The organism is Streptomyces pristinaespiralis, from assembly GCF_001278075.1.
Lineage (GTDB): Bacteria > Actinomycetota > Actinomycetes > Streptomycetales > Streptomycetaceae > Streptomyces > Streptomyces pristinaespiralis.
The window spans coordinates 4,702,647-4,715,110 of record NZ_CP011340.1; the positions used below are offsets into that span (position 1 = coordinate 4,702,647).

The following is a 12,464-nucleotide window of genomic DNA, read 5'->3' on the forward strand; positions in this document are numbered from 1 at the left end:
TGCGTGTCAGACTTCCGGGATGACCACAGAGACGATCACCGCCTCCGCTGCGGGGAGTTGGCAGCTGGGTGACCTGACGGTCAACCGGATCGGGTTCGGCGCGATGCGGCTGACCGCGGACGCGGACGGCGGTCCCAGCGACCGGGACCGGGCGATCGCGGTGCTGCGACGGGCCGTCGAGCTCGGCGTGAACCACATCGACACCGCCGCGTTCTACTTCTCGGCCACCCGCTCCGCCAACGAGCTGATCAACCGGGCCCTTTACCCGTATCCGTCCGACCTCGTCATCACCACCAAGGTCTGGCCCGGACGCGACCCGTCCGGGAACTGGTGGTGGGCCTCGCCGGAGCAGCTGCGGGGACAGGTCGAGGAGAATCTGCGGCAGCTCGGCCGCGATCATCTGGACGTGGTGAACCTGCGCGTCCCGCGCAGTGGTGAGACCGGCTCGCTGGCGGCCCACTTCGAGGTCCTCGCCGGACTGCGGGACGCCGGCCTGATCCGCCATCTCGGCATCTCCAACGTCAGGCCGCACCACCTCGAAGAGGCGCAGGCCGTCGCACCGGTCGTGTGCGTGCAGAACCCGTACGGAGTGGGTGCCTCGCCGGAGCACAACGCGTTCCTCGACTCCTGCGGTGAACAGGGCGTGGCGTTCGTGCCGTTCTTCGCGATCGCCGGCGCCGGCCGGGAGGCCGGCGCGAGCAGCACGGACAGCGAGGAGGTCCGCGCCGTCGCCCGGGCGCACGGCGCGACCCCGGCGCAGGTACGGCTCGCCTGGACGCTGCAGCGCGGCCCGCACGTGCTCGCGATCCCGGGCACCGGCAACCCGGACCACCTGGCCGACAACGTGGCTGCCGGCGCCCTGCGGCTCTCGGACGACGAGATGGCTCTGCTGGACGGAGCGGGTCGGGAACCCCAGCAGTAACGGCTGTGCGGCGGTGGCCTCGGCCTCGGCGGTCATGGCGAGGGGCCGGGGCCTCGGCCGGAACGGCTACGGGGCGGGGCGGGAGCCTCGGGCGTAGCGGCGCAGCAGCGCTTCGAGGTAGTCCTCCAGCCGCCGTGCGACCAGTCGCGGCGTCAGGTCCGTGCGGCCGAGTTCCCGCCACGGGACGGCGACCTTCTCGGCGTCCGGGGCGAAGGCCAGCGCGTCGAGCATCCTCCAGTAGAGGTGGTCGGCCGGATCCTCGGCGAGCAGTCCGCCGGCGGCGGTGTAGCGGTCCGCGAAGCGCAGCCCTTCGTCCGTGCCGTGCAGCAGGGCGAGGGTCGTGGAGCAGTGGGCGACGTCCAGGTCGGCGGGGCCCCAGGAGGTCTCCACCCAGTCGACGACCCCGCTGATGCGCAGGTCGTCCCGCTCCCCGGTGAAGAGCACGTTCCCGGGGTGGAAGTCGCGGTGGAGGAAGCAGGCCCGGTGGGCGGGCGGGTCCCGGCGTATGACGTCGACCGCACGCCGCCACACGTCGGGCCGGTCCGTCACCGCGGGCGGCCGGACCCGCTCGGGAGCGGTCCACGCCTGGTAGGCACGGGGCCGCTCCCCTTCGGGTACGTCCAGCCGGTGGATGCGGACCAACTGGTCCGCGAGCAGGGCGGCCCGGCGGCCGGCGCCGGCCTCGTCCAGCCGGACGCGCCCCGGGAGCAGGCTCATCAGGAGCGAGGGGTGGTCGCAGTGTTCGGCGTCCGGGTCGACGGCCCGGAGCTCCGCCACCGGCACCACGCCTGCCGGGGCGAGCATCCGCAGGATGCGGGCCTCACGGGTGAGCAGCCCCGCGGCGTGACGGCGGTAGAACGGTTCGACGAACGAGCGGAGCACCAGCGTGCGTTCAGCGCCCGCGGGCCCCGTGACACGCAGTCGCCGCATCGTGGACGTCCATCCGCCGAGAAGCCGCTCGACGCCCTCGATCCGCTCGTCTTCCCCGAGTTGCTCCTGCACCCAGGCGCGCGTTGCCGCCCAGTCCTCGCCGTGCTCCCGCCCGCGTCCGTCGTCCGTGTCCCTGCTCATGGCCGGCCTCCTTGCCCGCTCAGGCCGCTCGAGGCGCCGCGGCGTCAGCGAGGATCGCCCCGAGCCGTGCCCGGCATTCGGCGACGAAGGCGGGATAGGTGTGCCAGTAGTAGGAGATCCCGCTGACCCCCACCGCGATCGCCCAGGCGCGGGCGCGGTCCCAGGTCACGTCGTCCAGGCTCAAGGCGTCCCGGTAGGCCTGTCGTGCCTGGGACGGCAGGTCCCAGACCGTGGAGTGCTCGGCGTCGGGGAAGCCGACGGAGAGCGCTCCGAAATCTATGACCGCGCGGAGCCTTCCTTCCCGCACCAGGAGGTTGGTCGGCTTGAGGTCGCCGTGCAGCCACACATGAGGTGACGAGGGCTCGGGCAGTTCGAGCGCGGCCCGCCACAACTGTTCCAGCGTGTCGACTTCGAGCTCGGGGCCCACGGTGGCCCGGCAGTCGGCGAAGCACCGGCCGATCCACTCGGCGCACGGCCTCAGGCCGCCCCCGCGGTACCAGCTCAGGTCGTCCGCGCGCGTCGCTCCCATGAGGTCGATGCCGTGGAGTTCGCCGACGACCGCCGCCAGGTCCGCCCCGAAGGCGGACCAGTCCCTGACGGTGTCGGGGCCGGCCTGGTCGCCGTCGATCCAGCGGTGGACCGACCAGACCGTGGGGAAGGCGGCGGTGGGTGTCCCGGCGTGGACGGGCTCGGGGATCGGACAGGTGAGGAGCGGCGCCAGGCGGGGAAGCCACTCCTGCTCCTTGCGCAAGGACTGTCCCTTGTCGGCGGTCCGTGGCAGCCGGACGAGCAGGTCGTCGCCCAGCCGGTACATGGTGTTCTCCGTGCCCGCGCCCGCCGGCGACAACGGCAGGTCCGCCCACTCCGGGCGCTGCGCCGTCAGCAGTGACCGGACCAGCGTCTCGTCGACCGGGATCTCGTTCTCGTGAAGCGTCACGCGGGGAAGTCTCTCCGGTGGACGGAGGGGGAAGCCAATGACTTTCCGTCAGGCATGGTTCCGCGCCCGGGGAGCAGACTCGACGAGGGGCCGGCCTTCGGTCCGCTGGGCCGTCCGGGTGTTGCTTGCGACACTATTGCAAGCAGTTGCTTGCAATAGTTAGCACCGGTGCGGCACCATCGGAACATGGCATCGCTCAACGTCGGCAATCTCGGTGAGTACCTCCGCGAACAGCGGCGCAACGCGCAGCTGTCCCTGCGGCAGCTCGCCGACGCCGCCGGGGTGTCCAATCCGTATCTGAGTCAGATCGAGCGCGGGCTGCGCAAGCCGAGCGCCGAGGTCCTCCAGCAGGTCGCCAAGGCCCTGCGGATCTCGGCGGAGACGCTGTACGTGCGGGCCGGGATCCTGGACGAGCAGGAGCGGGACGAGCTGGAGACGCGCGCCGTCATCCTCGCCGACCCCTCCATCAACGAGCGGCAGAAGCAGGTGCTTCTCCAGATCTACGAGTCCTTCCGCAAGGAGAACGGGCTCGAGACCGCCGCTGCCGCCGAAGCCCACGAGGACACCGCCGCTGACGGCCCCCGCACGGCCGGCACGGGCGATGCCGAACAGAAGACGAACTGAACGAACCGATCTGCGTTCCGGGAGGACACAGTCATGGCCATCACCGATGACCTGCGCAAGACCCTCACCGACCCGACTCCCCTCTACTTCGCCGCCGGCACCGCCGACCTGGCCGTCCAGCAGGCCAGGAAGGTGCCCGCGCTGATCGAGCAGCTGGCCGCCGAGGCGCCGGGCCGTATCGACGCCGTGCGCAACACCGACCCCAAGGCCGTGCAGGAGAAGGTGACCGCGCAGGCCAAGGAGGCGCAGGCCACCGTGCAGGCCAAGGTCGCCGAGGTGATCGGGAACTTCGACACCGATCTGAAGAAGCTGGGCGAGAGCGCCCAGGACCTCGCGCTGCGCGGCGTCGGCGTCGCCGCCGAGTACGCGGTCAAGGCCCGTGAGACGTACGAGAAGGTCGCCGAGCACGGCGAGCAGACCGTGCGGGCGTGGCGTGGCGAGGCGGCGGAGGAGATCACCGAGATCGCCGTCGCCGTCGAGCCCGAGCCGGCGAAGAGCAAGCAGAGCGACGCGAAGCCCGTGGTCGTCGCCACGGAGCCGCAGAGCGCCGAGGACAAGAAGCCGGCCGCGCGCAGGACCGCCGTGCGCAAGCCGGCCGCCAAGAAGAGCACGCCGCCGGCCGCGAAGTGAGCGATGCGCGGGCGCCGCTGGGAGCGGCGCCCGGCACGTTCATCGCGCCACGGGCACCCTCGGAGGTACCTTGGGGCGTGTCCGAGCCGCGAGGCAGGGGACATCGACCACTCACTAGGCGGTGCTGAGGATGCTGGCTGACAAGTTCGACTTCGGGCTCTGGATGATCGTCAACCTGGTCTTCCTCGTCACGTCCGTGGCCGCCCTCGTCATGGCCGCCGTGGCGCGTGAGGACGCCTACCGTGCCGCCGACAAGAAGACCAAGCCGTTCTGGCTGGTCATCCTCGGTGTCGCGGTCGCCGTGAACCTCTTCGTCCCCATGCTCTTCCTGTCGATCGCCGGGCTGATCGCCTCGATCGTCTTCTTCGTCGACGTGCGTCCTGCCCTCCAGCAGGTCTCGGGCGGCGGCAGGCGGCGTGGCGGCTCCAGCAGCGACGGCCCGTACGGCCCGTACAACGGCGGCCGCTGACCGCCGCAAGGCCCGACCCGCGCCGGTGAGCTCATGGTGAGCCCATCGGCGTGTCTGTTCCTCCCGTAGGGCACTCGTCGCCCGGCGGCGCGCCCGCGCGTTCGGGACAGGGCGCCGCGGCCGGCGAGGCACGTGCCGAGGACCGCGACCGTCACCCGGTCACCGCGACGGACGCCCGTCGCTCAGCGGCGCGCCCCGTCGCGGCTCAGCAGCAGCACCGCCACGTCGTCCGTGAGGTCACCGCCGTTGAGTTCACGCACCTCGCCGACGGCGGCCTCGAGGAGCGACTCGCCGTCCAGCCCGGCCGACAGCTGCCGGTTGATCATCGCGAGCATGCCGTCCTGGCCCAGTCGCTGCTTGGTGTCCGGCCCCTTGCGGCCCTCTATGAGCCCGTCCGTGTACATCATCAGGCTCCACGAGCCGCCCAGCTCCACCTGGCGGCGCGGCCAGCGGGCACGCGGCAGCAGGCCGAGCGCCGGGCCGCCGTCGTCGTACGGGAGCAGCTGCGCGGCCCGGCCGTGCCGGGCGATCAGCGGGGACGGGTGGCCCGCCAGGCAGAGCCCGGCCCGCCGCCCGTCGGCGGAGATGTCCACCGTGCAGAGCGTCGCGAAGATCTCGTCGCTCTCCCGCTCGTGCTCCAGCACCTGCTGGAGCGTGGACAGCAGGTCGTCGCCGCACAGTCCGGCGAACGTGAGGGCCCGCCAGGCGATGCGCAGTTCCACGCCGAGCGCCGCCTCGTCCGGGCCGTGGCCGCAGACGTCGCCGATCATGGCGTGGACCGTGCCGTCCGGGGTGCGGACGGTGTCGTAGAAGTCGCCGCCGAGCAGGGCGCGGGAGCGCCCCGGGCGGTAGCGCGCCGCGAAGCGCAGGTCCGAGCCCTCCAGCAGGGGAGTGGGCAGCAGGCCACGCTCGAGCCGGGCGTTCTCCTGGGCGCGCAGCCGGGACTCGGCGAGCTTCACCTGGGCGGTGTCGGCCCGCTTGCGCTCCACCGCGTACCGCACGGCGCGGGTCAGCAGGCGTCCGTCGAGCTCCTCGCGGACGAGGTGGTCCTGGGCGCCCAGCCGTACCGCCTCCGCGGCCAGCTCCGTGTCGCCGGACGCGGTCAGCGCCAGCACGGCGTGCCGGGGCGCGAGGCGCAGGACGTGCTTGAGCGCGCCGAGGGCGTCGTCCTGCGGGCGTCCGGGGAGCGCGAGGTCGACGAGGACGCAGTGGACGTCGTCGGTGAGCAGCCGCTCGGCCTCGGTGAGGTTCCGGGCGGTGCGGATGCGGACGCGCGCACCTGCGGCGTCCAGCAGACCGGGAACGCTGAAGGTGCCCGCAGGGTCGTCCTCGATGACGAGGAGTATGAGGTCGCCGCCGCCGGCTCCGACGGGGGCGGTCTCCGCGACGGGGACGTTCCTCTGTCGCGGTACGGGTACGGGCATCGGTGTTGTTCCTTCCCTCCCCCCGAGGGCGCGGCAGGACGACGATCGACGACCCTCCCCCAGAGCTTCGCCTGGGAGGTGCCCCCACGACGGGGACCATAGCGGTATGCGGTGGCGGAACGGAATGGCGATCAGCGAAGAGCCGGTGGCATATGCCGCGCATGGGGGCGTAGTTGCCGGGCGGCCCATGACGAACATCACCCCGGGCGCCCTTTCGGCCCCTTCCTCCGCGTGGCGTGCGTCACTTGCGACGCGGTGCCCGCGTCCGGCCGCCGTGGTCCCGGCGGCCGGGCGTCACTTGTCGGGGCGGACGACGCCGAGGATGGACATCGATCCGGCTCCGGCCACGGTCACGTTCCTGCCGGGCCGGGGCGCGTGGATGATCGCGCCGTCGCCGATGTACATACCGACATGGCTGGCGTCCGAGTGGTAGATGATCAGGTCGCCGGGGCGCATGTCCTGGATGCGGACCCGGGGCAGCAGCCGCCACTGTTCCTGCGAGGTGCGGGGGATGGTCCGGCCGGCGGCGGCCCACGCCTGTGAGGTGAGCCCCGAGCAGTCGTAGGAGTCCGGTCCCTCGGCGCCCCACACGTACGGCTTGCCGAGCTGCTCGGTGGCGAACCGGAGCGCCTCGCGGCCCTGTTCGCTCGCCGTGCCGCCCACGCCCTTCAGCGCGCCGGAGTTCAGCCAGGCGGCCTGTGCGTCGTACTGCGCCCGCTGTTCCAGCTGCAGGAGCGTCGCCAGCTCCTCCTTCTCGAGCTGGTCCTCGAGTTTCTTGGCGGCGGCGATCCGGTCCTTGATCTCCTTCTGGGCCTTCTCCTTCTTGGCGCGGTTGGCCTCGAGCCTCTCCCACTGGGCGCTGGCGTCCTTGGTGTACGTCGCCAAGTCCGCCTGTGTGCGGGTCAGTTCGGTGATCAGGTCCTTGGTGGCCTTCTGGCCCTGCTGGATGCGGCCGACGCCGTCGAGGAACAGCTGGGGATCGTCGACGAGCGCGAGCTGCGCCTCGGGGGGCAGCCCGCCCGCGCGGTACTGGGCGCGGGCGGCCGCGCCCGCGCGGTTCTTCAGTTCTTCGATCCTGGCCTGGCCCTTGGCCATCTCCTGCGCGAGCTTCACGATCTCGGCAGACTGCTTCTGGGTCTGTTCCTCCGCGAGGTTGTACGCGTCCGTCGCGGACGCGGCCTTGCGGTAGAGGGCGTCTATCTCCAGGCGGACCGCCTCGAGCGACCGGTCCGGCGCGGTGGGCGGGGGCGGCGGGAGCGCCCCCGGCCGGGTGACGGACGCCGGTGTCGTCGGGGCGGGCTCGGGGGCCGCGAAGGCCGTGCCGGGGGACGCCAGCAGCGTCAGAGCGCAGACCAGTGTGATCGCGGCAGTGGCACAGTGGCGTCGGTTCACGACTCCCCCTTCGGACGAACGCCTGATCTCCGGCTGCTTGCGGGGCAACCGAATGTGATTAACCGTCAGTAACTTCGGCGTGACGTCGTGATGGTGTCATGACGGACGCGAAAGTGACAGGGTCGATCGGCAGTTCGGCGCGCAGATCACCCCCACAGATCACCCACCCCTGGCCGCGCCCGCCGCTCGCTCCCACTCCACTGACGAGCAAGTCCCCCGGTGCGTTCCCGTGTTCGGTTCATTCACTCGATCGTGGCGCCGTTCATCCCGAATTCGGTGCGATTGCCGCCCACTTCACGGTCACCTCTCCCTGCCGCCACCGTCTCCGGTCGTCCGCCAGCGGCCAGCTGCCCGCGAGGTCCGTCACGGCCTTGATCCAGCGCTGCCGGGCCCCCAGCGACGCGTACGGGGCCGCCGCCGCCCACGCCCGGTCGAAGTCCCGGAGGAAGGCGTGCACCGGCTCCCCCGGCACGTTGCGGTGGATGAGCGCCTTGGGCAGCCGCTCCGCGAGGTCGGAGGGGCGTTCGAGCGAGCCGAGCCGGGTCGCGAACGTCACCGTCCGGGGCCCCTCCGGGCCGAGCGCCACCCATACGTGCCGCCGCCCGATCTCGTCGCAGGTGCCCTCCACCAGCAGGCCGCCGGGGGCCAGCCGGCCGCACAGCCGCGCCCACACGGCGGCCACCTCGGACTCGTCGTACTGCCGCAGCACATTGGCGGCCCTGATGAGCGAGGGCCGCCCCGTCGTCGGCACCTCGAAGCCGCCGTGGCGGAAGGCGAGCCCCGCACGCTCGTAGGGCCTCGCGGCACTGACCCGCGCGGGGTCGATCTCGATGCCGACGACCTCGCACCGGGGATCGGCGGTGCGCAACCGCTGCAGCAGTTCCACCGCCGTCCACGGGGCCGCCCCGTACCCGAGGTCGACGGCCACGGGGGCCGGGTCGGCGTGGCGCAGGGCGGGGCCGTGCGCATGCGCGATCCAGCGGTCCATGCGGCGCAGCCGATTGGGGTTGGTCGTCCCGCGGGTCGCGGTGCCGACGGGGCGGTCCATGCACAAGAGGGTATGCGGTCGGACCGGCGCACAACGGACGTGGTCGGCGGCCTCGGCGCAAGGGGCGCGGCGGCCGAGGACGGTAATGATTCGGCAAAGTGACCCCGGAAGGAAATGGAAGGGACCGCTCCGCTGTTGTCAGCCTGTGCGGGACCCGCTTGCCCCGCGCTTTGCCGTGCCCGCAGCGAGAGGACCGCCGACGTGAGCCAGTACGTGTCCCGCCTCGGCAGCAGCCGGATGGCACCGCGTATCCGCTTCCCCGGCGGCAACCGCAAGCCCCGCCGGGTCGCCATGCTCAGCGTCCACACCTCCCCGCTGCACCAGCCGGGAACGGGCGACGCGGGCGGCATGAACGTCTACATCGTCGAGCTCGCCAAGCGCCTCGCCGCGATCAACGTCGAGGTCGAGATATTCACCCGGGCGTCCGCCGGCGGCCTGCCGCCGGCCGTGGAGCTGGCCCCCGGCGTCCTCGTGCGGCATGTCGACGCCGGCCCCTACGAGGGCCTGGCCAAGGAGGACCTGCCGCCCCAGCTGTGCGCCTTCACCCATGGGGTGATGCAGGCGTGGGCCGCCCGCCGCCCCGGCCACTACGACCTCGTCCACTCGCACTACTGGCTCTCCGGCCACGTCGGCTGGCTGGCGGCGGAACGGTGGGGCGTGCCGCTCGTGCACGCGATGCACACCATGGCCAAGGTGAAGAACGCCGCACTGGCCGAGGGCGACACCCCGGAGCCCGCCACCCGCGTGATCGGCGAGACGCAGATCGTGAACGCCGCCGACCGGCTGATCGCCAACACCGCGGGGGAGGCCGACGAGCTCGCCCGCTTCTACGACGCGGACCCCGCGAAGATCGCCGTCGTCCACCCCGGTGTGAACCTGGACCTCTTCCGCCCCGCGGACGGGCGGGCCGCCGCCCGTGCGCGCCTCGGACTGCCCCAGGAGGCGTTCATCCCGCTGTTCGCGGGCCGGATACAGCCCCTGAAGGCCCCCGACATCCTGCTGCGCGCCGTCGCGACCCTGCTGGAACGCGAACCGTCCCTGCGCCGCCGCATCCACGTCCCCGTCGTCGGCGGCCCCAGCGGCAGTGGGCTCGCCAAGCCGGAGGGACTGCAGAAGCTGGCCGCCAGGCTGGGCATCGCGGACGTCGTCCACTTCCGCCCGCCGGTCGGCCAGGAGCAGCTCGCGGACTGGTTCCGCGCGGCCTCCGTGCTGGTCATGCCCTCCTACAGCGAATCCTTCGGTCTCGTCGCCATCGAGGCGCAGGCCGCCGGTACGCCGGTGGTCGCCGCCTCGGTCGGCGGTCTGCCGGTCGCCGTCCGCGACGAGCGCACCGGCTTCCTGGTGCCGGGGCACGACCCCGCGCACTACGCGGACGTCCTGGCCGGCTTCGTGCGCGACCCTTCCCGGACCGAGCGGATGGGGGCGGCGGCGGCCCGGCACGCGCAGTCGTTCGGCTGGGACGCGGCGGCGTCGGCGACCGCCGACGTCTATCAGGCGGCCATGTACGAACACCGCCGCCGTACGCGCGCCACGCACTACTGACGGGCGCCACGGGTCCCGCCGGCCGGACGGCCGCGGGGTCGCGCGGCTGTGACGGTGGTCGCACGCGGGGCGTGTACCTCTGACGTACGCTCGCCCCATGGCTGACGTACAGCAGGCGACGCGGGTCATCGAGCAGGTCTTCAAGGACGCCGACCTCGAATGGGAGAGCCCCGACACGGGCTCCTACGTCGTCAAACTCCCGGGCACGCGCAAGCTTTCCACCACGTGCTCGTTCCTCGTCGGCAAGCACTCGCTCTCGGTCAACGCCTTCGTCATCCGCCATCCCGACGAGAACGACGCGGCCGTCCACCGCTGGCTGCTGGAGCGGAACCTCAAGCTGTACGGGGTGAGTTACGCGATCGACCGGCTCGGCGACATCTACCTGGTGGGCAAACTCCCGCTCTCCGTGGTGACGCCCGAGGAGATCGACCGGCTGCTCGGCTCGATCCTCGAGGCGGCGGACGGCTCGTTCAACACCCTGCTGGAGCTGGGCTTCGCGAGTGCCATCCGCCGCGAGTACGAGTGGCGTATGTCGCGTGGCGAATCGACGCGCAACCTGGACGCGTTCACGCACCTGACCCAGCGGCCCGCCGACTGACGTTCTGATTCCTTCGTTGCCCGGTGCACGACCCTTTCGGTGCGCCGGGTCGCCGTGGCATGCTCACCGCCGACGTAAATATGAACGTCGTTCACATCCATGGAAGGTGGCGTCATGGGGACCGATCAACGAGCCATCAGCAGACGCACATTGCTCGGCGCTGCGACGGCCGTCGTGGCGACCGCCGCGTCCGGCGGCCTCGCGGCGGCTCCCGCGGCGGCGCGGACTCGCACCACCCCTGAACTGTGGCGGGAGTTCCGCCGCTCGCCCTACACCCACCCGCAGATCCCCTACATCGGCAGCGCCGGCCAGGGCGCCGGGGCGCGCCACCTCCCGCGGCGTCCCGTCAGGGCCGACGTGCGCGCCTACGGAGCCAGGGGCGACGGCTCCGTGGACTGCGCGCCCGCGATCAACCGTGCCGTCGCCGCTGTCGGCGAACGCGGCGGCGGCACGGTCCTCATCCCGCCGGGCACGTACCGCATCGACGACGTGATCCGCATCGGGCACAGCGACGTCGTCCTGCGCGGGGCCGGGAGCGGCCGCACCACCCTGCTCGCCACCAAGAACCTCACCGAACTCATCGGCCCCTACGGCTCCCGCTACGGCGGGGACAAGTCCTCCTGGTCCTGGGCGGGCGGCCTCATCTGGCTCTGCCCGAAGGACCGTTACGCCTCCCTCACCGACGCCATCAAAGCCAGGGCGTGGCCCTTCGAGGGCTGGACCGGCAACCGGCGCGACGAGTGGACGACCCTCACCACCGTCGCCCCGGCCCGCCGCGGCGACCGGTCCGTCACCGTCTCCGACACCTCGGGGCTGCGCCGTGGGCAGCTCGTCATGCTCCGCCTCGCCGACGACGCCGGCCACACCCTGCTCCGGCACATGGCCGGCGACGGGGAGGGGACCAAGACGTATGTCTGGGACGACAAGACCAAGTTGACGTCCTACGTCCCCTACGAATGGCCCGTGCGCATCACCTCGGTCGAACGCGACCGCGTCACCCTCGAGCGCCCGCTGCCCCTCGACGTACGCCCCGAATGGGACCCCCGCCTCACCACTCTCGTCACACCGCTCACCGGCTCCGGCGTGGAGGGCCTGACCCTCGCGGCCGTCGAGACGCCGCAGTCCCCGCACCTGCTCGACAAGGGCTACAACGGCGTCACCTTCCAGTGCGCGTACGACTGCTGGGCCGACGACGTCACCGTGCGCCATGTCGACAACGGGTTCGGCCTCGTCGCCGCCTCCGCCTGCACCCTGCGCCGCACCCGCGTCGAGGGCCGTGGCTCGCACCACCCCTACTTCTGCCGCGAAGGCTCGCACGACAACCTCGTCGAGGACTTCACCGTCGCCCGCCGCACCGTCCCCGCACCCCCGGGGACCCAGCTCCACGGCATCAACGTCGAGGGCCTGTCCAGCTACAACGTCTGGTCGCGCGGTGTGATGGAGATGGGCACCTTCGACACCCACCGTGGCATGCCGTTCGCCTGCGTCCGCACCGAGATCACCGTCGAGAACAACGGCCGGCACGGCGGGGACGCGAGCGCCGGACCCCTGTACGGGGCCCGCTTCGCGCACTGGAACGTCACGGTCACCAACGGCCGGGCGGGCCTGGTCCGGATCGACGGGATCGCCCTGTACAGCGCCACCGTCGCCATCAGCGAGGTACGCGAGTTCGACCAGACCGACGTTCCGGACTTCACCGGCGCGCTCAACTCCCGCCTCGAGGCGTACGGGTCCCCCGGCGCCGTTCACCCGGTCAACCTCTACGAGGCGCAGCGCCGACTGGGGAGCTGAACAGGGCATGTCCGCA

General features: G+C 72.1%; 12 protein-coding genes. 7 read left to right on the forward strand and 5 right to left on the reverse strand.

Annotation, left to right across the window (positions count from 1 at the left end):
- The first annotated feature begins 19 nt into the window (after nt 1-19).
- Nucleotides 20-922 carry an oxidoreductase gene (locus SPRI_RS20005; protein WP_037774309.1) on the forward strand — a complete coding sequence of 301 codons (903 nt, stop codon included), beginning with the start codon at nt 20-22 and terminating at the stop codon, nt 920-922.
- A gap of 66 nt (nt 923-988) precedes the next feature.
- On the opposite strand, the gene SPRI_RS20010 is transcribed toward SPRI_RS20005, so the two are convergent.
- Nucleotides 989-1,993, reverse strand: a complete 1,005-nt coding sequence (locus SPRI_RS20010; RefSeq protein ID WP_050791532.1) for a phosphotransferase family protein — start codon at nt 1,991-1,993, stop codon at nt 989-991.
- Nucleotides 1,994-2,012: 19 nt separating this feature from the next.
- Nucleotides 2,013-2,930, reverse strand: a complete 918-nt coding sequence (locus SPRI_RS20015; protein WP_005315595.1) for an aminoglycoside phosphotransferase family protein — start codon at nt 2,928-2,930, stop codon at nt 2,013-2,015.
- 186 nt (nt 2,931-3,116) lie between these two features.
- Here SPRI_RS20015 and SPRI_RS20020 point away from each other — a divergent pair, with 186 nt between their 5' ends.
- From SPRI_RS20020 to SPRI_RS20030, 3 genes are all read left to right on the forward strand, one after another.
- Nucleotides 3,117-3,554, forward strand: coding sequence for a helix-turn-helix domain-containing protein (locus tag SPRI_RS20020; protein ID WP_037774311.1), 438 nt, complete (start codon nt 3,117-3,119; stop codon nt 3,552-3,554).
- 33 nt (nt 3,555-3,587) lie between these two features.
- A complete protein-coding gene (locus tag SPRI_RS20025; RefSeq protein WP_005315600.1) occupies nt 3,588-4,184 on the forward strand; it encodes a hypothetical protein in 597 nt (198 codons plus the stop codon).
- A 130-nt stretch (nt 4,185-4,314) separates the two neighbouring features.
- Nucleotides 4,315-4,653, forward strand: coding sequence for a DUF2516 family protein (locus tag SPRI_RS20030; protein ID WP_037774312.1), 339 nt, complete (start codon nt 4,315-4,317; stop codon nt 4,651-4,653).
- A 182-nt stretch (nt 4,654-4,835) separates the two neighbouring features.
- On the opposite strand, the gene SPRI_RS20035 is transcribed toward SPRI_RS20030, so the two are convergent.
- From SPRI_RS20035 to SPRI_RS20045, 3 genes are all read right to left on the reverse strand, one after another.
- On the reverse strand, nt 4,836-6,077 hold the full coding sequence (locus SPRI_RS20035) for a PP2C family protein-serine/threonine phosphatase (protein ID WP_050791533.1): 1,242 nt from the start codon (nt 6,075-6,077) through the stop codon (nt 4,836-4,838).
- A 294-nt stretch (nt 6,078-6,371) separates the two neighbouring features.
- On the reverse strand, nt 6,372-7,469 hold the full coding sequence (locus SPRI_RS20040) for a C40 family peptidase (RefSeq protein ID WP_005315609.1): 1,098 nt from the start codon (nt 7,467-7,469) through the stop codon (nt 6,372-6,374).
- Between the two features lie 262 nt (nt 7,470-7,731).
- Nucleotides 7,732-8,517 carry a class I SAM-dependent methyltransferase gene (locus SPRI_RS20045; protein ID WP_037774313.1) on the reverse strand — a complete coding sequence of 262 codons (786 nt, stop codon included), beginning with the start codon at nt 8,515-8,517 and terminating at the stop codon, nt 7,732-7,734.
- A gap of 201 nt (nt 8,518-8,718) precedes the next feature.
- Here SPRI_RS20045 and mshA point away from each other — a divergent pair, with 201 nt between their 5' ends.
- The 3 genes from mshA (at nt 8,719) to SPRI_RS20060 (ending at nt 12,448) form a co-directional block, all read left to right on the forward strand.
- A complete protein-coding gene (mshA, locus tag SPRI_RS20050; RefSeq protein ID WP_037774314.1) occupies nt 8,719-10,059 on the forward strand; it encodes a D-inositol-3-phosphate glycosyltransferase in 1,341 nt (446 codons plus the stop codon).
- Between the two features lie 97 nt (nt 10,060-10,156).
- Entirely contained in the window at nt 10,157-10,657 is a 501-nt protein-coding gene (locus SPRI_RS20055; protein WP_005315613.1) for a type III secretion system chaperone family protein, read from the forward strand.
- Nucleotides 10,658-10,771: 114 nt separating this feature from the next.
- Entirely contained in the window at nt 10,772-12,448 is a 1,677-nt protein-coding gene (locus SPRI_RS20060) for a glycosyl hydrolase family 28-related protein (RefSeq protein ID WP_037774316.1), read from the forward strand.
- Nucleotides 12,449-12,464: the final 16 nt, after the last annotated feature.

Excerpts from the sequence above, each read along its gene's own strand:
- SPRI_RS20030 (WP_037774312.1), top strand. The coding sequence starts at position 4,315 with ATGCTGGCTGACAAGTTCGACTTCGGGCTCTGGATGATCGTCAACCTG.
- SPRI_RS20005 (WP_037774309.1), top strand. The coding sequence starts at position 20 with ATGACCACAGAGACGATCACCGCCTCCGCTGCGGGGAGTTGGCAGCTG.
- SPRI_RS20025 (WP_005315600.1), top strand. The coding sequence starts at position 3,588 with ATGGCCATCACCGATGACCTGCGCAAGACCCTCACCGACCCGACTCCC.
- SPRI_RS20035 (WP_050791533.1), bottom strand. The coding sequence starts at position 6,077 with ATGCCCGTACCCGTACCGCGACAGAGGAACGTCCCCGTCGCGGAGACC.
- SPRI_RS20045 (WP_037774313.1), bottom strand. The coding sequence starts at position 8,517 with ATGGACCGCCCCGTCGGCACCGCGACCCGCGGGACGACCAACCCCAAT.
- SPRI_RS20055 (WP_005315613.1), top strand. The coding sequence starts at position 10,157 with ATGGCTGACGTACAGCAGGCGACGCGGGTCATCGAGCAGGTCTTCAAG.
- SPRI_RS20010 (WP_050791532.1), bottom strand. The coding sequence starts at position 1,993 with ATGAGCAGGGACACGGACGACGGACGCGGGCGGGAGCACGGCGAGGAC.
- SPRI_RS20060 (WP_037774316.1), top strand. The coding sequence starts at position 10,772 with ATGGGGACCGATCAACGAGCCATCAGCAGACGCACATTGCTCGGCGCT.
- SPRI_RS20020 (WP_037774311.1), top strand. The coding sequence starts at position 3,117 with ATGGCATCGCTCAACGTCGGCAATCTCGGTGAGTACCTCCGCGAACAG.